This is a genomic window from Klebsiella planticola ATCC 33531, from assembly GCF_000735435.1.
GTDB lineage: Bacteria > Pseudomonadota > Gammaproteobacteria > Enterobacterales > Enterobacteriaceae > Klebsiella > Klebsiella planticola.
This window is the reverse complement of record NZ_JMPP01000070.1, coordinates 69546-95546: the sequence shown is the minus strand read 5'-3', so window position 1 is coordinate 95546 and position 26001 is coordinate 69546. Positions and strand designations below refer to the sequence as shown.

Below are 26001 nucleotides of genomic sequence, written 5' to 3'. Positions count from 1 at the left end.
TGTTGTCCGGATCGCAAGCATAGATATCTGAACTCAAATTGCCTAGCTAAGCGTTTGGATATGCCGCTTTTTACCCCTTATACAGCGAAGCTGGCCAATGGCCAGCCCGCATGGACTTATCGCTTTTGCCAGTATATCAGCATGGCAAGGAACAGGATTGTTGCCCCCTGAGAAGCGGGTGAGGCAGTCAGGAACGTCTCCAGCAATGGCATTATCGTAAATCTCCGCATTATTAATTTAAGGTGTGTCATAGGCCTTGGCCCCGTTTACAGGAAGTAGTGTTCTGTCACGACGGCAGCCAGGGTTAATAAAAACGATTCGAATATGCCTGCAGGGACGATAGAAATCTTCGTGCGGGTTGTCACGTTGGCGGAGTAGGTCAACAATGAAGAGAACAAGCTTTATGCCTTACGTCGCGGAAAATTAAATGTAAGGCGTTGAAAAGTCGCTTACGCAACTCAGTTATGGCGGGTCGGATCTCTCACAACCGGTGGAACTGGACTGTATGTTCTGTATGTCTAAATTCCGGCCACGGATATGAGCGAGCCAGCAGTGCTCGCCGCAGCCGAGCGACAGGGCAAAGCCCCGAGTGAGCGAGGAAGCACCAGGGAACAGAACTCATAAATTCTGCATACGCTCAATGCCTGAAAAATCACCTCCCCTAGGGGTTATCCACTTATCCACGGGGATATTTTTATAAGATCTTTTTTAATAGTTGTTAGATCTTTATTTTTAGAATGCTCACAGGCCTTTATCCATGCGGGTTCCAGGGAGGGATCTGTGACAAACCGCCCTTTCAGTGTGACAAATTACCCTCAAATAGCCGTCCTTTCTGTGACAAGTTGCCCTTAACCCTGTGACAAATTGCCCTCAGGAAGTGTTGCTTTTCACAAAGTTATCCATCTCTGTTGACTCTGTTTTATAAAGTGTGACAATCTGAAAACCTGTCACACTTCACATGGACCTGTCATGGCGGAAATAGCGGTTATAAACCATAAAAAACGTAAAAATAGCCCGCGGATTGTCCAGTCAAATGAGCTGACTGAGGCGGCATATAGTCTTTCCAGGGATCAAAAACGTATGCTGTATCTGTTCGTTGATCAGATCAGAAAATCCGACGGCTCCCTGCAAGAACATGATGGCATTTGCGAAATTCACGTTGCTAAATACGCTGAAACATTCGGGCTGACCTCCGCTGAAGCCAGTAAGGATATACGACAGGCTTTAAAAGGTTTTGCAGGTAAGGAAGTGGTTTTCTATCGCCCTGAAGAGGATGCCGGCGATGAAAAAGGGTATGAATCCTTTCCCTGGTTTATCAAACGTGCGCACAGTCCATCCAGAGGGCTTTACAGCGTACATATCAACCCATATCTCATTCCCTTCTTCATCGGGCTACAGAACCGGTTTACGCAGTTCCGGCTAAGTGAAACAAAAGAGATTACCAATCCGTATGCAATGCGTTTATACGAATCCCTGTGTCAGTACCGTAAACCTGATGGCTCAGGTGTCGTGTCTCTGAAAATCGACTGGATCATGGAGCGCTACCAACTACCTCAAAGCTACCAGCGTATGCCGGATTTTCGCCGGCGTTTCCTGCAGGCAAGTGTTGATGAGATCAATAGCCGGACACCAATGCGCCTCTCTTACATCGAGAAAAAGAAAGGCCGCCAGACGACTCATATCGTATTTTCCTTCCGTGATATTACCTCGATGACAACAGAATAGTTTGAGGGTTATCTGTCACAGATTTGAGGGTGGTTCGTCACATTAGATCCGGCAGGTTGAGGGTGATTTGTCACAGTTTTGCTGTTCCATCCCTGGTGGCCTGCGCTTATTCATAGTTTTTTGGCTATAACCGGTAGTGAAACCAAGTTTGAGGGCAATTTGTCACAATACATGAGTGCAGTTTGTCACAGTTAAATGAGTGCAGTTTGTCACACTAGGTCTTCCCCTCTTCCCGTTAGTCATGTGACATGAGGGGGCAAGTTCGTCATAATCAATGAGGGCAGATTGTCACACTTGTTGCTCTGATCAGGCTATCCGTGTGTGCCTATACTTGTGGTGTTTCCCGCAGCCCTGGCCGTCCATGAAGTTGACCTGTTTCCCACAGAGGATGGATAACTCTTCTTGTGCTGAGCGTAAGAGCTATCTGCCTGTACAGTTCCTCCCCGCTTCCTCGCCAGTTCGCTCGCTACGCTCGGTTACATGGCTGCGGCGAGCGCTGATACCCTTCTCTATACCCTTTTGTACGAGTTGTTGTGTGATGGTCATAAGTGCGTCTGCGTGTTGCGGCACTGTGATTGAGTGGCACGCCCGTCGAGCTTCTCCCCCCTCCTGTTGAGAGCGAAATCAAAACAATATGATTTTTTGCTTGCAACATGACTCTTTTTGTTCAAAATGACAAAAAACGTCATGAGGTGATAAATGGACAATATTGAGCAGTTACGGAAAGTTGCTACACGTGCAGGTAAGCTTCTGACATCTTTGAGCGAGAGTATCCGCCAGCAAAAAGAGGAATTGAAGCTTACCGAGTTCTATCAGGAATACAGCAAAGCCGCTCTGTATAAGCTGCCTAAGCTCAGTAAAGGCAGTGTTGAGTATGCTGTGGCCGAAATGGAAGCCGGTGGCTACATTTTCAAAAAGAAACCTTCTGGTAATACAATGAAATACGCGATGACGATTCAGAATGTCATCGATCTGTATAACCATCGTAAAGTACCCAAGTACAGGGATCGCTTCGATAAAGCCTTTACGATTTTTGTATGTAATCTTAAAGGTGGTGGTTCCAAGACAGTTTCTACCGCTTCATTATCACATGCTTTTCGAGCTCATCCTCAGCTTCTGTTCGAAGACCTGCGTATTCTGGCCATCGATTTCGATCCGCAGGCATCTCTGACAATGTTCCTGAGCCATGAGAATTCAGTGGGCCTGGTTGAAAATACGGCTGCTCAGGCCATGCTCCAGAACGTGTCTCGTGAAGAATTACTTTCCGATTTTATAGTACCGTCTATTATCCCTGGTGTTGATGTAATCCCCGCTTCCATTGACGATGCATTCCTTGCTGAAGGCTGGAAGGGATTGTGTGAAGAACATCTTCCAGGGAAAAATATTCATGCTGTGCTTAAAGAGAACATTATCGATAAGCTCCAGCATGACTACGACTTTATTTTCCTTGATAGTGGTCCTCACCTTGATGCGTTCCTGAAAAACTGCATTGGGGCGGCAGACCTGATGTTGACCCCTCTTCCACCGGCTACGGTTGATTTTCATTCTTCCCTGAAGTTTGTGGCCAGCCTCCCTGCCCTCATAGATTCCATCGAAATGGATGGGCACACCTGCAATCTCATCGGTAATGTCGGCTTCATGTCCAAGATCCTGAACAAGTCTGATCACAAAATTTGCCATAGTCAGGCCAAAGAGGTTTTCGGTGCCGATATGCTAGACATGGTTCTGCCGAGACTGGATGGTTTCGAACGCTGCGGGGAGACTTTTGACACAGTTATTTCAGCAAATCCAGCAACCTATGATGGAAGTACAGAGGCACTAAAAAGCGCAAAATCAGCAGCGGAAGACTTTGCGAAGGCAGTCTTTGATCGCATCGAGTTCATTCGTACTAACGGAGGTATGTGATGTCGAATGAGAAAAGAAAAACCATCGGCAGACAGTTAAATACTCAGGCGTCAATGGTCGAAATGACGGACACCGGTAGAAGCCAGGTATTTACCTTAAAAACCGGCAGGAAGGTAACGTTCAGGTTTGTTCGGGTGCCTGCATCTGAAGTTGAAAGTAAGACCTTCGTAAACCAGGAAAACAACGGAAGAGATCAACTTGCACTGACCAGGGAGTCCCTGAAATCCATTATCCAGACGATTAAGTTTCAGCAGTTCTTTCCCTGTATTGGTATTAAGCAAAGTGAAAGGATTGAGATACTGGATGGTTCAAGACGGCGAGCCTCAGCAATTTTTGTCCGTACAGGCCTTGATGTAATGGTCACCGAAGAACATTTATCAGCTGATGAAGCTCGCCAACTGGCTAAAGATATCCAGACAGCTAAAGAACATAATCTTCGGGAGATTGGCCTGAGATTGATCGCTCTTAAAGAGTCCGGATTTAATCAAAAGGAAATTGCTGAACTGGAGGGGTTATCTCAGGCTAAAGTTACCAGGGCGCTGCAGGCGGCGGCCGTACCGCAAGACTTGATTTCTCTGTTCCCGGTTCAGTCGGAGCTATCGTTTAGTGACTATAAACTTCTTTTAGAAGTTAATGAAAAACTCAGTGAAAAGGGATTAACGCCTGAAGAACTCATTCAGTCTGTATCAGCTCAGCTCGATGCAATTTTGAGTGATGGCGAACGACCAGAAGACGAACAGAAAGCCAGTATTCTGAAGCTGATTTCTCAGGCATCTCAGGCATTGATAGATCCATCTCCCAAGGAAAAGTCAGTGGTTTCCCCACTCTGGTCTTTTGAAGAAAAGGACAAGTTCGCGCGTAAGCGTGTGAAAGGGCGTACGCTGACTTATGAGTTTAGCCGTATGTCAAAAGTGATTCAGGATGAACTGGACAAGGCTATCAACGAGGTCCTTGACAGAAATTTGAGTCAATAATTTCGCCATGGCGATTTCACATCTAACTTATTGTAATTAGGCAGTTTAGGCTGAGAATTTCAAGGTGAAATCGCCAAAGTTTCACGCCAGTTTCGCTGCAGGAATATCTGACCATCGTGTCGTATAAGCAGGAGAAAGCATCTCCCGTTTCATCTGCCATTCCGGGGCCATACCCCGCCCCGCAAACCATACTTTACCCAGCCCTGAGTTGTTGATCCCGTCCAGAACCCTCATCAGCTCAGCACTGTGAGGGCGTGGCGGGCGTTCGTCGAACAGCTGCAGCTGCGAAACGCCGGAGCCGGTGAAGTCATTCAGCATAACTCCGGCTTTGGCATACCGGTGCCCATCCCTCCAGATACGCTCCAGAGCCGTTGTGGCGGCTGCAATGATGTCCCTGGTGTCCTGAGTGGGTGTAAGAAGTTTTTCCGTAGCCACGTTGCCGTAGTAAGGCTCTTTAACGGCGAACGGAGACGTTTTGATGAAAACGGAAATATGCCGGCAATACTGGTGCTCTTTACGCAGCTTTTCAGAGGCCCGCTCTGCGTGCTGACAGATAGCCTGACGGAGCGACTCGTACTCCGTGATCTTCACGCCAAAACTGCGGCTGCAGACAATTTGCTGTTTCGTCGGAGGGGCTTCCTCAAGCGAAAGGCAGCTTTCCCCGTTCAGTTCCCGTACCGTTCGCTCAAGGACGACAGAAAAATTTTTGCGGATGAAGGCCGGGTTCGTCAGAGCCAGATCGAGCGCGGTCTTTATGCCCAGCACATTTAGCTTGCGTGCAATACGGTTACCCACCCCCCAGATTTCTTCAACCGGCTGCAGTGAAAGCAGTTTCCGCGTTCTCTGCGGATTTCCCCTGGTCAGAGCGAGTACGCCACGAAACTGTTTCCACTCTTTTGAGGCCCACTGGGCTGATTTTGCGAGGGTTTTCGTTGGTCCGGCGCCCACGCCAATGGTCAGGCGGGTACAGTCATACACGTGCTGACGCAGCTGCCGGCCGAAGTCCTCAAGCTCCATACAGTGCTCCACGCCGGTCAGGTCGAGGAACATCTCATCAATTGAATACTGTTCCACCCTGGGGGCCAGTTCCTCCAGGCAGTTCATCACGCGCGCCGACATCGAGGCGTAAAGTTCATAGTTACTTGAAAACGCATATATTTTTTCCGGGTACCTTTCGTTTTTTATCTGAAACCACGGAGTCCCCATTTTGATCCAGGGCTTCGCCTCGGCGCTGCGAGCGATTACGTTCCCGTCGTTGTTGCTCAGGACGACTATTGGCTTTCCTTTCAAATCCGGTCGGAAAACACGTTCACAGCTGGCATAGAAGCTGTTCACATCGGCCAGGGCAAACATCAGTACATCTCTCTCGGGCGGTGGATGATATGCGTGACGACGCCAAAGATATCCAGCTCGTCGGGGTCAGGATAAATCGGCGACCAGGAGGCATTCATGGGCTGCAGCGTCAGTCGTGGCGTCAGCAGAAGCCTTTTCACCGTAAACTCCCCCTGTACGCTGGCGACAACGATATCGCCGTGCCGCGGCTTTTCAGCACTGTCCACAACCAGCAGATCGCCATTGTACAGACTGCCGTCGGCCATGCTGTCTCCGCTGGCACGCAGATAGTAAGTCGCGCTCGGATGCCGTATGCAGTAATCATGGAGATCCAGATCGGACTCGACATAGTCAGCTGCAGGGCTGGGAAAACCGCAGCTGGCCAGATCGGCAAACAATGGATGGGCCTGTGGCGGGAGTTCTTTCCCGGTGCTGAAAAGCTGTAGTTTCATCTTTCCTCCTGATATCTCAAAGCACTGGTTATGCATACAGTATATTTGACAGCGTGACGATAATCCAGAACGCCCGCCGCACGAACATTTTGAGTAAATAAAGGTGCTCAAAATGTCATTGTTAATCATTTTGATTTATTTATATTGCTCATATTGAGAAATATAACTTTGTTTTTTTCATTTTGCTCTTATAATTAGTATCAAATTGAGTGTAATTAACGGAGCATAATGATGAATATTTACTGCGATGATGGTTCAACTAATGTTAAGCTGGCATGGTTTGAAGGAGATGAGCTTCAGACACGGGTCTCTGCGAACTCCTTCAGGCATGGCTGGAAAGTGGCGGAATTCAGTGCGGCAACGTTCAATTATCAGGTGGGCACGCTGAAATACACCTGGGACAGCGTCAGCCGGGATGCCATCCCGACAACAAACGTGGAATATCAGTACGGTGATCTCAACCTGCTGGCTGTGCATCATGCGCTGCTGAACAGCGGACTGGAGCCGCAACCGGTGAGCCTGACCGTGACGCTGCCCCTGAGTGAATATTACGACGGGGACTGCCAGCGGAACGAGGAGAACATACGACGCAAACGAGAAAACCTGATGCGTGAGCTGGTTCTGAATAAGGGCAGAGCATTTACCGTAACGGACGTGAAGGTGATGCCGGAATCACTGCCGGCGGCGTTCTCCCGTCTCGCGGAGCTGAAGCCCGGACCCGCTGAGACCACCCTGATTATTGATCTCGGCGGAACCACGCTCGATGCCGGCGTGATTGTCGGACAGTTTGATGATATCAGTGCGGTACACGGTAATCCGTCTGTCGGCGTGTCACAGGTCACCCGCGCAGCTGCAGGCGCGCTGCGGGCGGCAGACAGCGAAACCAGCGCGCTTATTGCCGACACGGTCATCCGCAACCGCAATGATCGTCAGTATCTGCAGCGTGTGATCAACGATGCAGGTAAAATTGACGAGGTTCGGAACAAAATAACAGAGGCAATCACCTCCCTGGGTGCGCGAGTCACCAGTGAGCTGACTGCCTTCAGGAACGTTAACCGGGTATTCCTGGTCGGGGGAGGGGCCTCCCTCATAGAAGAAGCTATCCGTCAGGCCTGGCCTCTGGCCCCTGACCGTATCGAGGTTATAGGCGATCCGCAAATGGCGCTGGCCAGGGAGATTGCCCTTTACAATAAAGAGGACTAAACGTGCCGGACGGCCAGTATTCTTTCTATCTGCACAGCGACGATCGCACCGACATCGCGGCGATGGCAACCATCAGCACCATCTCACAGCCCCTGCGCGGTGAGTTCATCCGTACCGCCGCCACCGCCGGGGCGGTGGTATACCAGGTGGATGCCCGTTTACCGGCGCTGATCCCGGTGTTCTTTGCCGGGCAGCTGAGCGCTGCCCGCCTTTGCGCTGTTATGGCCCTGGTCTCCGGAACCTGGTCCTCACTCACAGGACTTCCAGATGAGCCCGAAAATGGTGAGGCTGCTCTGCCCATGTCACCGGAGACGGAATACCAGCGCCGGCGTTACACCCTGACGCTTCAAAATGGCCGGAGTGGGGAACGGGTGGAAAGTGTGCTGACGGAAGCGTCATCCCGTCTGCGTGGGGATCTGCTGAGAAACCTGATTATCACCGGTCTGGCCCTCCACACGACGGCACCGGAACTGCCGCGCCTGTTGACCAGTATGCCGGTACCGCCCACCTCGGTCAGTGAGCTGCAGGCACTGGTTCAGCAGATGGCCGGCACCACTGCCGTGAACAGGGCTGCTGCTGCAGTACCGGATACGCCGGCAACATCTGCCATGCCGGTGTCTGGTTCGGATACCCGGGAAATAAAGAAAAATATGCGGCGTGCATTCGGTGACTAAAAGTACGAGTCACATCCAGTAATATACCGATATCAAATGGTTTTCATCCCCAGGGAGATTCTCATGTCACCAGGATTCAGAAGTGTTCTCCGTTTCGCCCGCATTCCCGTCGACAGCAGTGAACTGGTCCGCAGGAAATTCGGCAGCCGACTGATTGGCATTGTGACGCTGTGTCTGCTTCCGCTTCTGGTTTTTGACGTTCCGCAGTGGGTTTTCATTTTGTCGCAGGTCATCTGGGGGGCAGGCGTCTATATTGGCCTGTCCGTGGCCGGAGACAAGACCCGGCCACGCTGATATCCTTTCCGCTTTGCTTAAAAAAAGAACAGCTGACGCGGCGCCTGTCTTAGTGCTCTTCTCCGCCACCTGCCTCCAGGTTATCCACAGCGTTAAACAGACGTTTTGTGGATAGCGGGTTCCCGACAGTTTCTTCTGCTTTCACCCGTTAACCCGTGCCTCCGCTGCCGCACGCTGCCAGTGTGCCGCGTCCGGTTTGCCACGGGACGGGCGCCTTTACAAATCCTGCCTGGCGTGGTGGCGGTTTGCGCCATGCTGAGGAACGCCCTTCAAGCCGCTTTCGCGGCATAACCTCGCCGTCGAAAAGGGTGCGGCAGATGGTGTATTACCTGGTATCCGCGACTGACCTGGAGCAGGCCGAAGCGGGTGTCCTGGAAATGGGGCGCACCTGGTGGCCATCCCTGAAACGCGAGGATGACCGGCATCGGTAGGAGTATCCCGGTGGTCTGGTTTGACAGCATCATTCTGCTCGAGGACGTGGAGAACAGCACCCTGCGCGGGCTGAAGTTCCTCGATGTGTGGACCGTGACCGGCGCGCCGGATGCCCCGGTACTGCGTGACGAGTGGGGGAATGACTGGCGGGATACCACACGCTGACATGACATCTGCCGGGCAGAGCTCCTGCCCGGTACGTCAGAAAATAATGATGTCGCGTTGCTCCGCATCGATGCCGCGCCTGGCGCGGGGATAGTCACTGCCCGGAGCCAGTGTGCCGCGCCCGGGCGGACACGGGACGGGCGGCTTTTCCGCTCCTGTCCGGCGTCGTTGTGATTTTACGCCATCCACTCGCATTCTGATGATCGCCCTTCAAGCCGCTTTCGCGGCATAGCCTTGCCGTCGGAAAGACTGACGGCTGCGGTATTCCACGGTCAGCTTGACCCGTTACCGGTCGCGGCGTACAGGCTCCGGGCAGCAGGGAACGGACGTCGTACCGACGTCCTCCTGAGTGCCCCCTGTCACCACGAGGTATCCCTATGTCCCGTTTTATCCTGGGTAACTGTATCGATATTATGGGCGGCTTTCCCGATCGCGCCGTCGATTTCATTCTGACCGATCCCCCGTACCTGGTCGGCTTCCGTGACCGTTCCGGCCGCACCCTCGCCGGCGACAAAACTGACGAATGGCTTCAGCCTGCCTGCAATCAGATGTACCGCGTACTCAAAAAGGACGCGCTGATGGTCAGTTTTTATGGCTGGAACCGCGTCGATCGTTTTATGGCCGCGTGGAAAAGTGCCGGGTTCAGCGTGGTCGGGCATCTGGTGTTCACCAAAACTTACGCGTCCAAATCCGCCTATGTCGGCTACCGCCATGAATGCGCCTATGTCCTGGCAAAAGGCCGTCCGCCTCTGCCGCAGGACCCGCTGCCGGACGTGCTGGGCTGGAAATACAGCGGCAACCGCCACCATCCGACCGAAAAGCCAGTGACCAGTCTTCAGCCGCTGATCGAGAGCTTCACACACCCGAACGCCATTGTTCTCGACCCGTTTGCCGGCTCTGGTTCCACCTGTGTGGCTGCCCTCCAGGCTGGGCGCCGTTACATCGGTATTGAACTGATGGAGCAGTACCACAACGCCGGAATCGCCCGCCTGTCAGCTGTCCAGCGCGCCATGCAGCGCCCGGCCGCCAACGACGTCTTTTATCCGGAGGCCGCGTAATGAACTATGCCGGACACGAAAAGCTGCGCGCAGAGGTGGCGGGACTGGCCAACAACATGTGTGACCTGCGGGCAACGCTGAACAACATGGAGCACCGCTACCGCTTTGATTCCGATGTGCTGGCCGAACGCCTGACCCGCCAGACGCTTTTTCGCATCAATGCCCTGTTTATGGCGGCGTACAACGACATTCTTGAGCTGGATGCCTGCTTTAAGGACTAAGGAGAAAAACCATGTACGGAACCTGTGAAACCCTCTGCCGGTTGCTGAGTGAGCTCTATCCCGCAGAAACCCCGCTGAACCTGATTGTCTGGTCCCCGGAGGATATCGAAGCGCTGGCCGGTGGGATGGAATGTGTCGTATCTGAACAGGACATAAAGGCGGTGCTGGAGCGCATGGACGCCATACCGGAAGACCAGCGGCTTGAGTCGGGTGTGTCTGCCGGTGCGGTGATGGACCTGATCGATGAGGTAAAAGAGGCCGTTCCGGGAGTCCTGGTGCCGGCTGACCTGCTCGAAACCCTGCTCATCACCACGGAACAGGCGTTGTGGGGCAGGGAATGGGCCGCCCGGGACGGTAACTATCCTGTGCCGGAAAGCGTTACTCACCGCCTTGCTGATGCAGCAAAAGTGCGTGCATTACTGAAAAACTGACATCCACACGCCGCCCGGGCGGCGTGTCATTACCCTGTTTCGAGGAAGATACCATGCAGGAAACCACCACCTTAAACGCCCTTGTGATGCGCCGTGCACGTGATCTGCTGGCTGATTACGGATGGCCGGTCCATACCGATGTTGGCCAGCGTGATCCGGTAAATAAACCGGGATGGATAAGTATTTATGTCCGTCTGGACGCGGCCGCTATTGTTCACCTGCTTCCTTTGCTTTGTACCGGTGGAGTACCCGCAGCGCTGCAAACTGCCATGACAAAAATAGCCGGGACGCCAGCGCAGATTATTTTATCCGGCAGCCGCTATGCCGACGCGCCGCAACTGCCGGAGGACGGAACACAGATAACCTTTCCCTGGGCCGGGGAATGGCTGACAGAGCCTGAAATTCAGGCTGTGACGGATTGCCTGTTTCGTGCCGTGCGGGATATTTCCCGGCAGGTCCGGGAGGATGCGCGCCGGATTGAGGCCGCGCTGACCACGCGCGGGGAAACGCTGTTTTACCGCCAGACACGAAATTTCCGTCTGGTTGTGAAGGAAAGTGATATGCCCTGCTGGCTGGACGAAGAGGACGACAATGTACCGGTGGTACTGGATGCCCTCCTGAACAAAGGCGCGCGCTACAGTGCCGTTGAGTACTTTGTTATCAGCGACAAAGTGGATCAGATCCTGGCATGTGGGCAGATATGTGATGTGTTACGGATACCGGGAGAGCCTGCGCGCCGGTGGATGGATTTATCCCTGTTACATGAGGTCATGGCAGAAGCGCGCGCAGAAATCACCTTTGTCCGCAGTGCCCTTTCAACAATCCGGTCAGTGTCGTGAACCGCCGGGGGTTGCGGCCCCCGGGAGCATCCTGGAAGGATAAGGCTGTCGCCGGCTCCGCTTTTCCTCGGCCCCGTCCCTGCGTGACGTTGCCTGAGAGCTTTCCACTCTGTCAGTGCTGTGCGTGTGCGGGCGGTGTCGCAGTCCATGTGATGACGGAGGTTTTACCATGCAGTATGTGACAACGCGCCCTGTCCTGAATGTTGAAGAGTCCGATCGGCTTTCTTTCCTGCCGTACATGTTCGGCACGGATTTCATGATCGCAGAATTACAGGTGTATGCCCTGGCGAAAAAATGGATGCCTGAAGTTGACGGCGGTTTCTGGCACTTCATCCGCTTACCAGAAGGGGGTGGCTACATGATGCCTGATTGCGGGCGGGTTCATCTGGTGAACGGTGAAAACTGGTTCGATCGTACCGTCAGTGCCGACGCGGCGGGCATTATTCTGACCAGCCTGGCAGTTAACCGTCGTCTGGCGTCCTGGCATGACTGCGGTAACCCGGCCCTGACCCACCTTTACATGCTGCGTGATGCCCAGATTTGGGATCACATTACCTTTCACCCGGAATGCAACGCCATTTACGCCGCGCTGGACTGATTAACGACCCGGACGGCATGTATCCAGTAACGGAATCATACACGGCGGGGAAATCCCGCCGGTTAAGGAGAATACCGATGAATATTGCAACAGAAACCCGTGAAATACTCCGACAGTACAAAGCCCTGATTAATGCCCGCCGCCGTGATGCCGGTCAGCGGGAACTGACAACCGCACAGGTCATGGATGAAATCTGCGAGTACATGACCTGTCAGTGTGCCGTGTATCTCGCCGGTCATTTCATCTTACAGGGTGGAAAAGGACGGTAAGCACGATGGCAGGCGCAGGAGGAGAGGGCGCCTGTCTGCCCGCGCGCAAAACCCTGGCAGGCTGTGCCTGCCGGAGAGGCGTTTCGCCGCGCCTGCGGCGCCGCACACGCTCTCTCCGTTACTGGTCGATAAGATCGACGAAAGGGGATACTCTCTCCTGAGTTGTTTCTTAACCGGTAATGCCGATGTCAAAGTGGAATATCGCCTCTTTCTCAAAAGAAGAACAGGACAAAGTCTCCGTCGATAAAGCGGCCGCTGCCGTCGCATGGCAGGAGCGTATGAACAAGCCTGTTGTGCCCGAACTCGCGGAGCGTGAACAGCCTGGGCATCTCCGTGAGTATTTCCGGGAAAGATTGCGTATTCACAGACTGAACAGTCAGCAGCTGCCGCGCGCAAATGCTCCTGAATATCAGAAGACAGAAGAAAGTTAAGGAGAGTGGGCCAGTGGTTGCTTTCCTGAATTCAGCCTGGCACAGCATTGTGCTGTACAGAAAAGGAAAAAATTTCCGTTCCTGACGTTCCTTTTTCACGACGGGCGTCCAGGCGGGCTGTCGTGAACGGAGCCAGCCTGGCTGTCTCCGCCCTGCCGGGCTTCCATCCCATGACGCAACGTCAACGGCAGGCTTACAGCCTCCGTTCCGGAGGCGCCGCCCTGTCGCGCCGTGCCCTGCGCTCCCTGCACCCCGGCCAGTGACCGCCGGGCTGTAAGGGGCACCGCCGTTTCGCGTGCCGCGCTCCGACGCTGCGGCGGGTCCCCGCTCTGTTCCGCTCCTGGTGCATCACCCGTTTAAGCCCCTTTCGCCTGGGCTGAGACAAGCACAACCCGCCTGGCTGTCCAGGGCCGGCGTGGCCTTTCGCAATAAATTTTCCCCGGCCATTCCGCAGGCTCCATTAGACCGGAAAAAATTTCCCGCTCACCCCGGACATCTGCACCGGGCCGTGCTCGTTGACGCCCTTGCGGCGAAGGTTCTCAAACGGGTGAAGTTTATACCATCGGGAATATCGCAGCCGGTTCCCGCAAACGTCAAAACCGCGGCTCCCGAAACTCAACGGGTGATGTTCTTTAAAAATCAGGAAAAAAACGATGCTGATTAAAGGAGGCAGAAGAAGCAGACAACGAACCGCAGAAATGAAAAAAGCAGGGTAGCCCCTGCTTAATCCACGCCGTAAAAATCGCTCGAACGGTTCTACGGCTTCATTAACTACCAGAAGGAGTTAACGTAATGATCGTTACCATTGTTTCACCTTCCGCAGAGGCTGTAAAGCCCCGCCGTCATCCGCGCATTTTCCGCGCCGATATTCCCGCGCCGGAGATTGACCCCGCGTTAAAGGCTTTTGGCCGCCATATCGCCAGAAGTCACCGCAAGGGGCGCGGCGTTCATATCCCCGCGATGAAAAACGCCGCTTTTGGGCAGGTGCTCCGCACGCTCGAACTGAAACGCGCATTTAACTGATGAGGTGAGCCGCCCCGCGAGGGGCGGCAACCGCAGGAAGGAGAAAAGTTATGACTCAGGCTTTTGCACAGACACTCAGTGCTGACACTATCCCGCAGACCGGCGCTGAAGAGGAGATCGGCCAGATGTATCGGGGGACCTATTCCCCGGATGATAACAAGTTGCGGCTTTATGCCTCGCTCCGTCTCGATGAAGAGACGTATAAAAAAGTGCATGATGCGGGGTTCCGGTGGGCGCCGAAACAGGGACTGTTTGTGGCGCCAGCCTGGACACCGGGCCGCGAGGATGTGTTACTGTCTCTCGCCGGTGATATCGGGGACGAAGACAGCACACTCTTTGACCGTCAGGAGCAACGCGCGGAACGCTTTAACGACTACAGCGACAAACGCGCCGGTGAATCTGAGCGGGAGCTTGCGCATGTGGACGCGCTGGCGTCGGCTATCCCCTTCGGTCAGCCGATCCTGGTTGGCCATCACAGCGAACGCCGCGCGCGCCGGGATGCGCAGAAGATTGAAAACGGTATGAAACGCGCGGTGATGCTGTTCGAACGCGCAGAATACTGGGAAGAGCGCGCGCAGGCCTCTTTACGGCACGCGAAGTACAAAGAGCGTCCGGATGTGCGTTACCGTCGTATCAAAAAAATTGAGGCGGAATTACGCAAGGCAGAAAAGCACATTGCCCGGTCTGAAAAGTATCTGACGATGTGGCGCGCGCAGACTCTTGATCTGAAAATGGCGTTACTGGTCAGTAATTATGACCATATTTATGCCAGCTTCACGCTAGACAAATACCCCCGCCCGGCAGAGAAAAGCCAGTATGAGGGCTCGATGTCTCTCCATTCTGCCCTGTCTGAGGACATCATTACTTTTGAACAGGCGCGGGATATTGCGATCCGCTGCCATGAACGCACAATCCGCCATCAGCAACGCTGGGTTCATCATTATCGCAACCGTCTGAGCTATGAGCGCGCCATGCTGGATGAAAGCGGCGGTGTGGTCACCCGGACACAGGAATTTGAGCCTGGCGGGCAGGTGCTGAGCCGGGGCGAGTGGTTAACCATCATCCGCATCAACAAAAGCAATGGTCAGGTTAGTTCGGTGGAAACTCCCTGTTACCGTTTTCTGGGCTACGGCGGCACCATGAAACTGACCCCGGACCGCATCACTGACTATAAAGCTCCCTCAGCCGAAGAGGTCAGCACCGCGAAACAGGCCGCAAAACGTCCCCCGATCGTCAACTATCCGGGGGAGGGATCCCGGGAGATGACCAAAGCCGAATGGGCCAGAATGCCGGGGGACTATAAGGCTGTCCGGGGTGTGGCCGAAACTGAGACGCACGGCGCGTACCGCTTTCGCCGCTGCATGACGCACGGCTGTACGCTGGTGAATGTCTATATCACTGACATGAAAACCGTTGAAATTCCGAAAAAATGACAGGCAGACTCCCCGGCAGGTTGCCGGGGAGATCAGGGAGGTTGACTTATGCACAGAGAACTCAGGGCGCGTATTCAGACGATGCGGGCCAGGCTGGATGACCGGATGCCTGTGACAGAAATCCGGGCCAGTTCACAGCTGTTTGTCTCGCCCGATCCGCTCTGTCGTCGGCTGGTCAGTCTGGCGGAGGTGGTGGACTCTGATCATGTTCTGGAGCCCAGCGCCGGAACGGGCGCCATTCTACGGGCGGTCAGGGAAGGCGCGCCACGGGCACAGTGTGACGCCGTGGAGCTGAACGCGGATTTGGTCTGCCATCTCCGGGATCATTTCCCGGGCGTCAGCGTCTGGCTGGGTGATTTTCTGGAATACCGGCCGGAAAAGCACTACAGCAAAATTATCATGAATCCACCGTTTAACCATGCGCAGGATATCCGGCATATACAGCGGGCAGTGACGCTGCTGGCACCCGGCGGCGTGGTCACTGCGGTCTGTCTGAACGGGCCGCGACAACAATCCATACTGAAGCCGCTTGCTGATGTCTGGGAGCCATTGCCGCGAGGCACATTCACGTATACCGACGTTTCAACTGTTCTGCTCAGGATAGCTGCCTGAAAGCCGGTTAGCCCGGCGGGGGAGTGTGCCCCCGTCTGGCCGCGCCGGAAAAGGCCGCACGCCTGCGGCGCAGGAGGACCGGGCCGCGCTGACGCGCCGCCGGCTCTCCCTCTCCGCGTTCATCCTGTCCCTCTCTTCCTTCTGGTATTCTGGTTTACTGTTGTTCCTTTTTTCCTGTTCCGGATGAGCCGCTGATGGAGCGTGGTCATCCATCTGTTTCTGCCGGCTTTTCTTTTTGCTCTTCGTTTATTTCAGGTCCTGCAGTGGGCGTCCGGGCGGGCTGTCGTGAACGGAGCCAGCCAGGCTGTCTCCGCCCTGTCGGGCTTCCATCCCATGACGCAACGTCAACGGCAGGCTTGCAGCCTCCGTTCCGGAGGCGCCGCCCTGTCGCGCCGTGCCCTGCGCTCCCTGCACCCCGGCCAGTGACCGCCGGGCTGTAAGGGGCACCGCCGTTTCGCGTGCCGCGCCCCGACGTTGCGGCGGGTCCCTGCTCATTTCCTCTCCTGTGCCTTTTCACCGTTTAAGTCCCTTTCGCCGGGGCTGAGACAAGCACAACCCGCCTGGCTGTCCAGGGCCGGCGTGGCCTTTCGCAATAAATTTTTTCCGGCCATTTCGCTTCTCTCCATTAGACCGGAAAAAATTTCCCGCTCACCCCGGACAGCTGCACCGGGCCGTGCTCGTTGACGCCCTTGCGGCGAAGGTTCTCAAACGGGTGAAGGCCATACCTCCGGGAACAAAACAGCAGGTTCCCGCAAACGTCAAAACCGCGGCTTCCGGTAACTCAACGGATGATGGGGTTTTAAAAGCAAAACAACGGAGTAAGGAGAGTCATCATGGCAGCACGAGGCATCAATAAAGTCATTCTGGTTGGTCATCTGGGGCAGGACCCGGACGTGCGTTATATACCCAACGGGAGCGCGGTGGCCAACCTGACGCTGGCCACATCGGAAACATGGCGTGACAAACAGAGCGGGGAACTGCGCGAAAACACCGAATGGCACCGTGTGGTCATGTTCGGCAAGCTCGCGGAAGTGGCGGGGGAATACTTGCGTAAAGGCGCTCAGGTCTACATCGAGGGCCAGCTGCGCACCCGCAACTGGCAGGATGAGGCCGGAACCACACGCTATGTCACCGAGGTGCTGGTCGGGCAGAACGGCACGATGCAGATGCTGGGTGGGCGTCGTGAGGGCAGTTCGTCAGAGAGCGCCGTACCTCATCAGCCCGCACAGCCGCAGACTCCGGTACAACCTGCTGAACCCCCTGTGGCATCCCCGAAAGCGAAGGGCGGTAAAAAAGGCCGTCAGAGTGCCGCGCCGTCCCAGCAACCCCCGCAGCCGTCCCCGGATGATTACCCGCCGATGGATGACGATGCCCCGTTCTGATAACCCGTTTCAGGCCGGCCCTGCCCAGGTGGGGCCGAAAGGAGAGAGATGAGTATTTACGATAACGGTCCGTTACCGGATGACACCTTCACCAGAGCACAGGCTGAAGCGGTGGCGGCACAGTTTGAAAATGTCGCCATTGAAGACGATCAGGGTTCGCATTTTCGCCTGGTCGTTCGTCAGAACGGCGAAATGGTGTGGCGCGCATGGAATTTTGAAGCGGATGCCGGGAAATGGCTCAACCGTTATATCGAACGTTATGGCATCCGTAACACGCAATAAGCAGTAAGAGGTGCCGGACAGGGGGGCTGTCCGGCAGACAGTCATCAATATCAGAGAGGTATCAATTATGTCTGCAACAGAGTCTAAGGTAAAAACTGCACCAAAAACCAGCAAAAAATCGGTGAAACCTGCCGAAGCCGCCGCCCTGAAAGCGGCTCTCGATGCCGCGCCGATTGAGTATGTCCCGGTGACGGCACTGGTAAAATCTCCCCTGAACGTCAGGACCATCCCTTATCCGGTGGAGAAAGTACGCTCAATGGCAGACTCCATTGAAGCGCTTGGCCTGTTGCAGAATCTGGTCGTTCATTCTCTTCATGACGGGCAGTGTGGTGTGGCTGCAGGTGGTCGTCGCCTGAAAGCTCTGCAGCTCCTGCAGAGTGAAAACCGTATCGATGCCGGATATCAGGTGATGGTGAAAAAGGTACCTGATGAACTGGCTGTTGCGGCATCAATGGCAGAAAACGAACAGCAGATGGCAATGCATCCGTCTGAACAGATCGCCGGGTTCCGCACGCTGGCAGCACAGGGGAAAACCCCCGCGCAGATTGGTGACTTGCTGGGGTTCGGTACCCGTCATGTTCAGCGTATGTTGAAGCTGACCGAACTGGCTCCCGACATTCTGGAGGCGCTGGCGAAGGATGAAATCACCACCGAACACTGCCAGTCACTGGCGCTCGAAAGCGATCAGAAACGCCAGGTGGAAGTGCTGGAATCCGCCCGCAAACGGTCCTGGAATAATGAAGTATCAGTGTCCTCGATCCGTAACCTCATTACCTCAGAAGAGGTCTCCACAAACGGCGACAAATTCCGCTTTGTGGGAGAGGCCGCATTCAGTCCGGAAGAAATCCGGGTTGATCTCTTCAGCAGCGAAAACGGCGGCTATGTCAAAAGTGCTTCTCTCGATACCGCCCTGCTGGAAAAACTGCAGAGTATCGCGGAACACCTTCGCGAAGCAGAAGGCTGGTCATGGTGCGATGGCCGCCTTGAACCGATTTCTCACTACGGGAAGGATACTAAAATCTGGCGTCTGCATGCTGTCCCGCCTGTGGCATATACCGAAGCCGAATCGGAACGACTTGCCTTCCTTGCACAACGCGAAGAAGAACTCGAAGTACAAAATACCGGGGATGACGGGGAGCGTGTTGCAGGTGAACTCAATGAGGTCTGGCATGAACAGCAGACCATTGAGTTTCGCGCTGAACACCGGACATGGCCCGATGAAATGAAGCAATCCGCCGGAGTGGTGGTTTCCTGGACTGGTCAGGAGGTGAAAGTACAGCGCGGTGTGGTGCTGTGCGCCGATGAAAAAATAAAGGAGAAGGATGCATCCACCGATCAGGCTCCTGAAAAAGTCGATCCGCTGGACGCCGTCAGTGTCCCGTTGCTGACCCGCCTTTCTTCTGAACGCACACTGGCGGTTCAGGCGGCCCTGTTGCAGCAGCCGCAGAAAGCCATCGCGCTGATGGTCTGGAAACTGTGTAATTCGGTTTTCCATACCACGACGTCCGTCAAAGAGCCGTTCTGCATTAGCGTGAGTGTGTCGCATTACGCGCTGACCCGTGAAGCACCTGACGGTGAAAACAGCGTTGCGTTTCAGGCAATCCAGGCTGAAAAAGAACGCCTTGAAGCCCTGCTGCCGGAAAACTGGCGAAAGGATATGACCACCTTCTTTACGCTCGATGGCGCAACCCTGATGGCGTTGATGGCTTTCTGCACCGCCTGTTCTATTGATGGTGTACAGGGCAAGGATGAGTTTGGTCGTAAACACCAGAGTTCGCTGGATGGGGTGGAAAACGCCATCCAGTTTGACCTTCGCGACTGGTGGAAACCGACGGCTGATAACCTTTTCTCGCACATGAAGCAGCCACACATTGTACAGGCACTCTCTCAGGCCGGACTGACTGGCGCAGCACAGGACGCCGCGAAAATGAAGAAAAAGGATGCCGCTGAACATGCAGAGCACTTCCTGTCAAAAACCCGGTGGGTTCCGGAATGGATGACCAGTGCCGACAACCAGAAACAGCCTGCCGCAAAGTCTGAACTCAGTCTGGCAACGAGTCAGAGCGATACAGACGCTGATGTCGACCACGTCACCGACCATAACAACCCGGCCTGCGCCGCCTGATAACGGAGACGCCGCCCTGGGGGGCGGCGGTAAGGAGAAACCTATGCACACGATCATTACCACCGATGTCCTGAAAACCATGTTCGCCGGAGAGCTGGAAGACTACCGCGCCGCCGGTGAAGATTTTCGCCGTGAACTCACCCATGTCGTGATGCGGGATCTGTCCTGTCCGGAGAGCTGGGACGTCAACGGAGAGTACAAAAGTGAATTCGGCGGATTCTTTCCGGTACAGATCCGTTTTTCCCCCTCTCACGGTCATTTTGATGTGGCGGTCTGCAGTCCGGGAGAGCTGAGTACGCGCTGGATGGTCGTTTTTGTGACCCGTGGCGGCCAGCCGTTCTCCGTTGTTCGTAGCATGGAAACATTTAACCCGGAGTTGATCTCCCACACGCTGGCACTGATAGCGTGTCTCGATACTGACGGCTATTCCTTTGCCAGTATCATCAGCACCCTGGCTCAGGAGGGCGAACTGTGATCCCCTCATCCCATGCCATTGTGACCCTGAAACCTGCACGCCAGGCTGCTTTGCAGGCCATCATGTTCGTGGAAGACGCCCGGTTTCGGGGAGCTCGTTTGCCCTCGATGCCCCATGTCCGCACGTTCCTGCGCATGCTGACCGGTTGCAGTCGAATTAACAGCGCCGTCGCCCGGAGTATTCCCGGCCTGCACCGTGATCCGAAAGACCGGCTGAATAATCTGAAGCAGGTGGAAGAGGCACTGGATACGCTGATTGCCAGTCAGGGGGAATGCTGCCCGCTGCCGCTGACAACCGATGTTCAGGCTGAACTTTTTCCGGAAGTGATTCACACCCGAACCGATCGGCGGATGCAGCGTGAAAATATTGCGTTCACCCGGAGAGTTCGGCGTGAAGGCAAAGAGATAGCACATACCTGGTTGCTGCGACAGAACCTGCTGGGGCAGGCTATCACGGAGCTTAACTTTCAGTCACCGGAGACCGTTAACACCTGGTACCGCCAGTGGGCTGACGAGTTTGACGCGCGGGATCTGGAGCCTGCCTTCTGGAACTGGCGATCGCGGTTTGCCTCGCTGGTCTCCCTGGACTGGCTGCGGGATGCCGGGGAGCCGCTGTATGGTGTCATGCATGAAATCAGCTTCATTGTGAGAGAGACACCGGAGTCTGTGCGTCAGGCAGAACGCTGGCAGGTCCCGAACAAGCTGACACACCGGAGCCGCGGATGAAGTGGCGCTATTCCCCGCGCTGGAAACTGGACCGGACCGCATAAACTGGTCTCCGACGTCGTGGAAGCCGGGAAACCTGCTCCCTAATCGATCATGTCGCGCTGGGTGGCGGGCGCAGGATATGCGGTGTGCGTGGGTTTTCTCTTTGGGAGGCAGAGCGTGCCGCTTAGATTGGTGCCCGGACAAAGGCAAGCAGAACAAATCCACCCCTGGATTATCGAAATACTGGCCTTGTCCGGGCAATCCATCGTAGCCATTTGAAAAGCCACAGGCACGTAAAAATTCTTTCAGTCCGTGATAATGACCAGGCCGCTAAGATAACTGCCAGAAAATTAGCTTATAGGTTAACTTTACTTTGATTGAAATTAGCCTGTAGGTTAATATACAGGAAACGGGAGGTCACATGTTTAGCGTCGTTTATCATCCGGATGCCAGGGAAGAAGCCACAGCATTACCCGTAAAAATCAGGGTGAAGTTTGACCGTCTCATCGGCAAACTGGAATATGATGCCCGGTTGCTGCGGGAACCAGACACCAGGCCTCTGGGCGATGGACTTTTCGAGATCCGCACGATGGGGACGGACATCGCCAGGGGCATATGGGTATACCACAAAGGCAATACCATCATTATGCTGCGGGTTTTCATCAAAAAGTCACAGAAAACGCCAGCGAAAGAAATCGATCTCGCCAAAAAGCGTTTAGCGGAGGTACTCAATGAAACTGGTAAGCCATAAAGAACTGCATAGCGAGTGGATGCAGGACGATGAATATCGCGCTGCATGGCAGGAAGAAGAACGCAAGGAGAAGCTCAGAGAGCTGCTGGCAGAATGGCGTAAGCATGACAACCTGACAAAAGCGCAGGTTGCTGAACGCATGGGGGTTACACCTCCGGTTATTTCCCGCCTGGAAAACAACATCACCAAAGCCAGCATTGACACGCTGACCCGATACGCTCATGCCTGCGGTATCAAGAAGCCTGTCATTGCACTGTACTGAGCAACCGGCCGGGGCTGGCCTTTTGTTTCTGTCAGCCCCAGCATTTTGTCTTATAGCAATTATGCGCATGTGTTGTATCGATTCTCACAGACAGGGCATGACAGAAGGTGGCGTAAATAACCAGAAGGGCAGGGGATAACCTGCCCGACTGCGGGAAAAGGCTGCTCACCTGCGGTGCCGGATAATACCGGCTGCGCTACGCGCCGCCCGTATTATTACGGCGCGGGCTTATCTCATCATGATTAATTATTCATCCCTGTTATATCTCATCCGGCATGCTGCTTTTTATCCCTTCCGGTATTTATCCTTACAGGCGAACCCAATGAATTCCGATCCGGGCGTCGTCCCTTTAGGGACACGGCTGTCGTGAACAGAGCCAGCAGGCTGTCTCTGCCCTGCGGGCTTCCATCCTGACGCAAATTCAAATTCACGCTTGCTGCATCCTTGTCAGGATGCGCCGCTTTCACCGTGCCGGCGATAAAGCTGCCGTCACTTTTATGGCGCCACGCCGTTCCGACGTGTCGGGTGTGTGCATCCTGTCCCCCCGGTGAGGCCATCCCCCGTGTGTCCTCACGCGGAGGGCTGGTCGTAGCACCGCCGTGTCGTCGCACAAGGGGTAAATAAACTCCGCCAAAAACTTTTTGCCAGGGACCGCAAAAACTTTTTGTCTCCGCCCCTTGTTCTCCTCCTTACAGCGTTGCTCCTTTGCCCTGTGCCGCGAGAGAACTCACCAGGGAGATGGACAACCATCACCACAGGAGAAAACCAGAATGCACACACGAAACGTCAAAACCGCCGCTCAAGAATCTTCCAGAAAGATGGGGGGAAAAGCCGTGTCATACACGATCCTCGTTGCTGATAAGCCAAAAAACTCAGAGGAAGAGTGGGACGTCATGGAATTCAGCAGCCTTGTTGCGCTGAAAAAATATCGCAGAAGCCACCCGGAAAAAATGAGCTTCAGCTATGGCTATGCCCTCAGCCGTGGCGTGGATAAGCAGTTCTGTCATATCAACGTGGCTGAAGCGGATCATTTCAAACAGTTTGTGCGCCTGATTGAGCGTGCAGGCTTCAATATCCAGGACAACCAGCTATGAACACACAAAACAACAACGTCAACACCGCCGCTTTTGAATCTACCGAAAGATGGGTTATGGCCTGCCCGGAACCGATCGCAGCAAAGGTACTGGCATTTCACGGAAAGAGCGCCAGCTATGCCTTTAATGTCCTGGCTGATTTGAAAGCTGCCGGTGCGTCATATGCACGTCGAAACATTATCGCAGATATGTTCCGGCGTTTAGGCGTGAAGTAACCAATTGAACCAGAAGGAGAAAACTATGTACTTACACCTCACCGAATCTTCAGCCCGTCCGGGAATGCAGGTGACTGCCGAAGCCGAGCATGAATACTGGCTCAGTCGCCAGAAAGCGGCGGTGAAAGCGCCCGCTGAAATCGACGTTCACGCCTTCCATGATGCGCTGGGCCTGATGTACCCGCTCAACTGGTCAACGAGTGAGAACGGCGGCTGGGAGACGTTCATGCTGCAGGAAATGGTCTGCGGTGACGTGGCAGAGATTTATGCCCGCTATGGAGCCAGATATTTCCGGCTGCGGGATGTGTGCAACCTGAGCCATGCGCAGATTAAAACGCGCATAAAGGAGGGATTTAACCTGTTCCAGAAATGAAAAAAGCAGGCTTTCGCCTGCTCATTCCGCGCCGGATACGTACCCGCAAAAGTTTGCATCCGGCATATGTAAAACCAACATGGAGATTAAACCATGCAATTTGACCCGCAAATCGTCGCACAGGCAAACGCGTTTGTAAATGCTTTACGCAGCGGGAAGCGTGCCCACGTCCCCGCTATGCGCCTGGAATACTGGCAACAGTTTTTGACCGTGGTCTACAGCGGCCTCGGTCTGGCGTGATGTGAAACCTGCCGCTCCGTAAGGGGTGGCTTTTTCAGGAGGTAAAATAAGGAGGCCGCGTAAATAACCGGAAGGGCAGGGGATAACCTGCCCGACTGCAGGAAAAGGCCGCGCACCTGCGGTGCAGAATAATACCGGCTGCGCTACGCGCCGCCGGTATTACTCCGGCGCGGCGTTATCTCATCAATATTCTTTATTCATCCCTGTTACATCTCTTCCTGCATGCTGCTGTTTATCTCTTCCGGAATTTATCTCTGGTGAGAGATTAAATAAATACTGACCCGGGCGTCGTCCCTGTCGGGACACGGCTGTCGTGAACAGAGCCAGCAGGCTGTCTCTGCCCTGCGGGCTTCCATCCTGACGCAAATTCAAATTCGCGCTTGCTGCATCCTTATCAGGATGCGCAGCTTTCACCGTGGCGATAAATACCCGCCATTCTGAGGGCCTGAACGTGAATTCGATAAAGACCGAATTGACGTTCCGGAGTGTGTGCATTCTCACCCGCGCTATATCGACCGACATCATCTTTCGCGGAGGGCGGCTTTTAGCATCAGCCGTGGCGAAAATAAAGGGGTGTATAAACGCTTTGCGCCCCTTTATTTTCGCCCCGTCGGCTGCAAATTGCCCTGTGCCGCTCAGTGATGAAGTCGAACGATTTAATAAAACGTGAAGGAGAAAACCAGCATGCACACAATTAACGTCAACACCGCCACTCGTGAATCAGACGAACAATTTAAAACAGACAAATATCTTCGCTATGCGGTGATCGGCAGTGAAGAGCGTCAGGATTTTATCCCGGCACTCTTTGTCACCCCGTCAGCGGATAATATGGTCGCGAGCTGGTTAAGCGAGCATTCCGATTACGACGGCGGGTTATGGTCTTACTGGATTGTTCCGCAGGGAGTCGGAGGAAATATTACGCCCAACCGCATCCAGTTCATCACCACGCAGACCGGATATCTCGCGCCGGAAGGTGAGCAGCGTTACAGGATGCGCATTCCTGGAAATTATTTTGAGGGTGAAGTCAGCGCCGATGCAGCAGGAATTATTGCCACGCTGATGATTATGAACCGGCTGTCCTGCCAGGTGGCTGAGATGGGACCGGAATATGCCCGTGTCTGTAGACATCTCGTTTCACGGCAGGATGCGCTGAAGGTTTATCTCTGTATTATTCATCATCCCGAAAGCCATTTAATCTGGCGGGCGATTGATTAGCGGATTTTCCGAAAAAAAAAGACCTCATGGAGGAGGTCTTTACTTTTTAACAGGTCGGGGTTGTCCGGAATTTTTATTTGTTTTGATGGCCCGGTAGATGGCCTCAATCTTTCTCGCATACACCAGTCGTCGCATGGCCTGCCTGTCCGTTCTGCGGAACCCCGCATTGTAGGCACCGACCGCCTCCCAGCTGACGCCCCATTTCTTAAACGCCAGTGCCAGATAATATGCACCGGTGTAAATATTCAGACAGGCATCTGTCAGAAGCTGTTCCGGTTTAATACCGTATTGCGAAAGTTGAGTATGGTGCTGCGAATCGATTTGCATCAGTCCGGCACCATATCCTGTTCCCGGGTTTTTCCCGATGGCATTCACCACCCATTTTGACTCTTGCCATGAAATAGCCCGGAGCAGATCCGGATCTATTCGGTAATCCCGTCCAGCCATATCAAAACAATCCGTGGCCCATGCAGGTGTGGATAATAACAGCAGGGCTGCAAATGCCAGTTTTTTTCTCAAAAGACTCCCTCCGGGCCGATTCCTGTAAATACGTTAACCCAGACCAGAACCAGACTCAACAAATATGCACTCCTCACCACAAAATCACCACACCCCACGCAAAATTAAAATTTTGCAGATTTGTATTTAAGAACAGTGACATAACGTACCTTATGTTATTTTATGTAATATAGCGTTATGTGATTACGAGTCGCAAGTGAGTCGTGTATAAGTTGCTGGTAAGTCTATGACGACTTATACACAACTCTCGTATTTATTTTCATATACTTATGATGACTTAACTCTAGACT

34 protein-coding genes and 5 pseudogenes are annotated in these 26001 nt (G+C 54.1%); 31 read left to right on the top strand and 8 right to left on the bottom strand.

Translation table 11 applies throughout. From position 1 onward, the window contains the following. Positions 1–116 precede the first annotated feature (116 nt). Positions 117–230: a hypothetical protein gene (locus GRPL_RS28090; RefSeq protein WP_162180131.1), complete on the bottom strand. Its 114-nt coding sequence runs from the start codon at positions 228–230 to the stop codon at positions 117–119. A 739-nt stretch (positions 231–969) separates the two neighbouring features. Here GRPL_RS28090 and repE point away from each other — a divergent pair. Beyond that, entirely contained in the window at positions 970–1725 is a 756-nt protein-coding gene (gene repE, locus GRPL_RS00075; protein ID WP_001568031.1) for a replication initiation protein RepE, read from the top strand. A gap of 494 nt (positions 1726–2219) precedes the next feature. Here repE and GRPL_RS28415 read toward each other — a convergent pair. Beyond that, positions 2220–2295, bottom strand: a pseudogene (locus GRPL_RS28415) (hypothetical protein); the annotation flags it as partial. 129 nt (positions 2296–2424) lie between these two features. Here GRPL_RS28415 and GRPL_RS00080 point away from each other — a divergent pair. Both GRPL_RS00080 and GRPL_RS00085 read left to right on the top strand, forming a co-directional pair. Continuing rightward, the gene (locus GRPL_RS00080; protein ID WP_011977818.1) at positions 2425–3630 is read left to right on the top strand and encodes an AAA family ATPase; all 1206 of its coding nucleotides are present in this window, start codon (positions 2425–2427) and stop codon (positions 3628–3630) included. Beyond that, a complete protein-coding gene (locus tag GRPL_RS00085; RefSeq protein WP_021312406.1) occupies positions 3630–4604 on the top strand; it encodes a ParB family protein in 975 nt (324 codons plus the stop codon). Before GRPL_RS00080 ends, GRPL_RS00085 begins: the two co-directional genes overlap by 1 nt. Before the next feature lie 81 nt (positions 4605–4685). On the opposite strand, the gene GRPL_RS00090 is transcribed toward GRPL_RS00085, so the two are convergent. Further along, positions 4686–5957, bottom strand: a complete 1272-nt coding sequence (locus tag GRPL_RS00090) for a Y-family DNA polymerase (protein WP_032700856.1) — start codon at positions 5955–5957, stop codon at positions 4686–4688. Beyond that, the gene (umuD, locus tag GRPL_RS00095; protein WP_001568036.1) at positions 5957–6388 is read right to left on the bottom strand and encodes a translesion error-prone DNA polymerase V autoproteolytic subunit; all 432 of its coding nucleotides are present in this window, start codon (positions 6386–6388) and stop codon (positions 5957–5959) included. The genes GRPL_RS00090 and umuD overlap by 1 nt, the downstream gene beginning before the upstream one ends. Before the next feature lie 231 nt (positions 6389–6619). Between umuD and parM the strand changes: the two genes are divergently transcribed. From parM to GRPL_RS27430, 11 genes and pseudogenes are all read left to right on the top strand, one after another. Continuing rightward, positions 6620–7591 (top strand): plasmid segregation protein ParM domain-containing protein, encoded by a 972-nt coding sequence (gene parM / locus GRPL_RS00100; RefSeq protein ID WP_032425559.1) that lies wholly within the window; start codon positions 6620–6622, stop codon positions 7589–7591. A gap of 2 nt (positions 7592–7593) precedes the next feature. Beyond that, entirely contained in the window at positions 7594–8265 is a 672-nt protein-coding gene (locus GRPL_RS00105) for a plasmid partitioning/stability family protein (RefSeq protein ID WP_032700854.1), read from the top strand. A 63-nt stretch (positions 8266–8328) separates the two neighbouring features. Then, on the top strand, positions 8329–8559 hold the full coding sequence (locus GRPL_RS00110) for a hypothetical protein (protein WP_032700853.1): 231 nt from the start codon (positions 8329–8331) through the stop codon (positions 8557–8559). A 317-nt stretch (positions 8560–8876) separates the two neighbouring features. Further along, positions 8877–9156: pseudogene (locus tag GRPL_RS0126220) on the top strand (hypothetical protein). A gap of 377 nt (positions 9157–9533) precedes the next feature. Beyond that, positions 9534–10214, top strand: coding sequence for a DNA methylase (locus GRPL_RS00115; protein WP_032700852.1), 681 nt, complete (start codon positions 9534–9536; stop codon positions 10212–10214). Further along, entirely contained in the window at positions 10214–10435 is a 222-nt protein-coding gene (locus GRPL_RS00120; RefSeq protein WP_032700851.1) for a YubE family protein, read from the top strand. Before GRPL_RS00115 ends, GRPL_RS00120 begins: the two co-directional genes overlap by 1 nt. Positions 10436–10446: 11 nt before the next feature. Next, on the top strand, positions 10447–10866 hold the full coding sequence (locus GRPL_RS00125; RefSeq protein WP_032700850.1) for a DUF1380 family protein: 420 nt from the start codon (positions 10447–10449) through the stop codon (positions 10864–10866). Positions 10867–10919: 53 nt separating this feature from the next. Continuing rightward, the gene (locus tag GRPL_RS00130) at positions 10920–11705 is read left to right on the top strand and encodes a YubG family protein (protein WP_032700849.1); all 786 of its coding nucleotides are present in this window, start codon (positions 10920–10922) and stop codon (positions 11703–11705) included. A 169-nt stretch (positions 11706–11874) separates the two neighbouring features. Then, positions 11875–12303 carry an antirestriction protein gene (locus tag GRPL_RS00135; protein WP_032700848.1) on the top strand — a complete coding sequence of 143 codons (429 nt, stop codon included), beginning with the start codon at positions 11875–11877 and terminating at the stop codon, positions 12301–12303. A gap of 77 nt (positions 12304–12380) precedes the next feature. Then, complete coding sequence (locus tag GRPL_RS00140) at positions 12381–12572, top strand: hypothetical protein (RefSeq protein ID WP_032700847.1); 192 nt, start codon at positions 12381–12383, stop codon at positions 12570–12572. A gap of 185 nt (positions 12573–12757) precedes the next feature. After that, positions 12758–13003, top strand: coding sequence for a DNA polymerase III subunit theta (locus tag GRPL_RS27430; RefSeq protein WP_074172513.1), 246 nt, complete (start codon positions 12758–12760; stop codon positions 13001–13003). Between the two features lie 110 nt (positions 13004–13113). Here GRPL_RS27430 and GRPL_RS27425 read toward each other — a convergent pair. Next, positions 13114–13326, bottom strand: a pseudogene (locus GRPL_RS27425) (hypothetical protein); the annotation flags it as partial. A 92-nt stretch (positions 13327–13418) separates the two neighbouring features. On the opposite strand from GRPL_RS27425, the gene GRPL_RS28410 reads away from it, so the two are divergent. The 4 genes from GRPL_RS28410 (at position 13419) to GRPL_RS00155 (ending at position 16071) form a co-directional block, all read left to right on the top strand. Further along, positions 13419–13667: a hypothetical protein gene (locus tag GRPL_RS28410; protein WP_223306709.1), complete on the top strand. Its 249-nt coding sequence runs from the start codon at positions 13419–13421 to the stop codon at positions 13665–13667. Positions 13668–13795: 128 nt separating this feature from the next. Continuing rightward, positions 13796–14026 carry a CCDC81 family HU domain 1-containing protein gene (locus tag GRPL_RS00145; RefSeq protein ID WP_032700845.1) on the top strand — a complete coding sequence of 77 codons (231 nt, stop codon included), beginning with the start codon at positions 13796–13798 and terminating at the stop codon, positions 14024–14026. Between the two features lie 125 nt (positions 14027–14151). Continuing rightward, a complete protein-coding gene (locus GRPL_RS00150; protein WP_086544384.1) occupies positions 14152–15459 on the top strand; it encodes a DUF3560 domain-containing protein in 1308 nt (435 codons plus the stop codon). 48 nt (positions 15460–15507) lie between these two features. Beyond that, complete coding sequence (locus GRPL_RS00155; protein ID WP_032700843.1) at positions 15508–16071, top strand: class I SAM-dependent methyltransferase; 564 nt, start codon at positions 15508–15510, stop codon at positions 16069–16071. Between the two features lie 273 nt (positions 16072–16344). Here the strand turns inward: GRPL_RS00155 and GRPL_RS0126205 are convergent. Then, a pseudogene (locus tag GRPL_RS0126205) lies at positions 16345–16588 on the bottom strand (hypothetical protein); the annotation flags it as partial. Between the two features lie 316 nt (positions 16589–16904). Between GRPL_RS0126205 and ssb the strand changes: the two are divergent. The 12 genes and pseudogenes from ssb to GRPL_RS00205 all read left to right on the top strand — a co-directional run bounded on the left by ssb (position 16905) and on the right by GRPL_RS00205 (position 23977). Then, complete coding sequence (ssb, locus tag GRPL_RS00160) at positions 16905–17453, top strand: single-stranded DNA-binding protein (RefSeq protein ID WP_009654061.1); 549 nt, start codon at positions 16905–16907, stop codon at positions 17451–17453. 48 nt (positions 17454–17501) lie between these two features. After that, on the top strand, positions 17502–17735 hold the full coding sequence (locus tag GRPL_RS00165; RefSeq protein WP_009654057.1) for a DUF905 domain-containing protein: 234 nt from the start codon (positions 17502–17504) through the stop codon (positions 17733–17735). A gap of 67 nt (positions 17736–17802) precedes the next feature. After that, a complete protein-coding gene (locus tag GRPL_RS00170; protein ID WP_032700842.1) occupies positions 17803–19860 on the top strand; it encodes a ParB/RepB/Spo0J family partition protein in 2058 nt (685 codons plus the stop codon). A 43-nt stretch (positions 19861–19903) separates the two neighbouring features. Then, entirely contained in the window at positions 19904–20335 is a 432-nt protein-coding gene (gene psiB, locus GRPL_RS00175; protein ID WP_032700840.1) for a conjugation system SOS inhibitor PsiB, read from the top strand. Continuing rightward, positions 20332–21060, top strand: coding sequence for a plasmid SOS inhibition protein A (locus GRPL_RS00180; RefSeq protein WP_004118966.1), 729 nt, complete (start codon positions 20332–20334; stop codon positions 21058–21060). Before psiB ends, GRPL_RS00180 begins: the two co-directional genes overlap by 4 nt. After that, positions 21057–21255: pseudogene (locus tag GRPL_RS28635) on the top strand (theronine dehydrogenase); the annotation flags it as partial. The gene GRPL_RS00180 and the pseudogene GRPL_RS28635, both read left to right, overlap by 4 nt. Positions 21256–21463: 208 nt before the next feature. Next, complete coding sequence (locus GRPL_RS00185; protein ID WP_004118963.1) at positions 21464–21793, top strand: type II toxin-antitoxin system RelE/ParE family toxin; 330 nt, start codon at positions 21464–21466, stop codon at positions 21791–21793. After that, positions 21774–22055: a helix-turn-helix domain-containing protein gene (locus GRPL_RS00190; protein ID WP_004118961.1), complete on the top strand. Its 282-nt coding sequence runs from the start codon at positions 21774–21776 to the stop codon at positions 22053–22055. Before GRPL_RS00185 ends, GRPL_RS00190 begins: the two co-directional genes overlap by 20 nt. An 818-nt stretch (positions 22056–22873) precedes the next feature. Further along, positions 22874–23149: a hypothetical protein gene (locus GRPL_RS0126200; RefSeq protein WP_032700867.1), complete on the top strand. Its 276-nt coding sequence runs from the start codon at positions 22874–22876 to the stop codon at positions 23147–23149. A gap of 56 nt (positions 23150–23205) precedes the next feature. Continuing rightward, positions 23206–23364, top strand: coding sequence for a hypothetical protein (locus GRPL_RS00195; protein ID WP_162180130.1), 159 nt, complete (start codon positions 23206–23208; stop codon positions 23362–23364). Between the two features lie 25 nt (positions 23365–23389). Next, entirely contained in the window at positions 23390–23737 is a 348-nt protein-coding gene (locus tag GRPL_RS00200; protein WP_032700835.1) for a hypothetical protein, read from the top strand. A gap of 93 nt (positions 23738–23830) precedes the next feature. Next, positions 23831–23977: a hypothetical protein gene (locus GRPL_RS00205; protein ID WP_032700834.1), complete on the top strand. Its 147-nt coding sequence runs from the start codon at positions 23831–23833 to the stop codon at positions 23975–23977. Positions 23978–24160: 183 nt separating this feature from the next. On the opposite strand, the gene GRPL_RS27410 is transcribed toward GRPL_RS00205, so the two are convergent. After that, a complete protein-coding gene (locus tag GRPL_RS27410) occupies positions 24161–24667 on the bottom strand; it encodes a hypothetical protein (RefSeq protein WP_072010713.1) in 507 nt (168 codons plus the stop codon). Here GRPL_RS27410 and GRPL_RS00210 point away from each other — a divergent pair. Continuing rightward, positions 24662–25192, top strand: coding sequence for an antirestriction protein (locus GRPL_RS00210; RefSeq protein ID WP_032700833.1), 531 nt, complete (start codon positions 24662–24664; stop codon positions 25190–25192). The two genes, GRPL_RS27410 and GRPL_RS00210, sit on opposite strands and share 6 nt — an antisense overlap. A gap of 39 nt (positions 25193–25231) precedes the next feature. Here the strand turns inward: GRPL_RS00210 and GRPL_RS00215 are convergent, their stop codons facing one another. After that, the gene (locus tag GRPL_RS00215; RefSeq protein ID WP_032700832.1) at positions 25232–25711 is read right to left on the bottom strand and encodes a transglycosylase SLT domain-containing protein; all 480 of its coding nucleotides are present in this window, start codon (positions 25709–25711) and stop codon (positions 25232–25234) included. Positions 25712–26001: the final 290 nt, after the last annotated feature.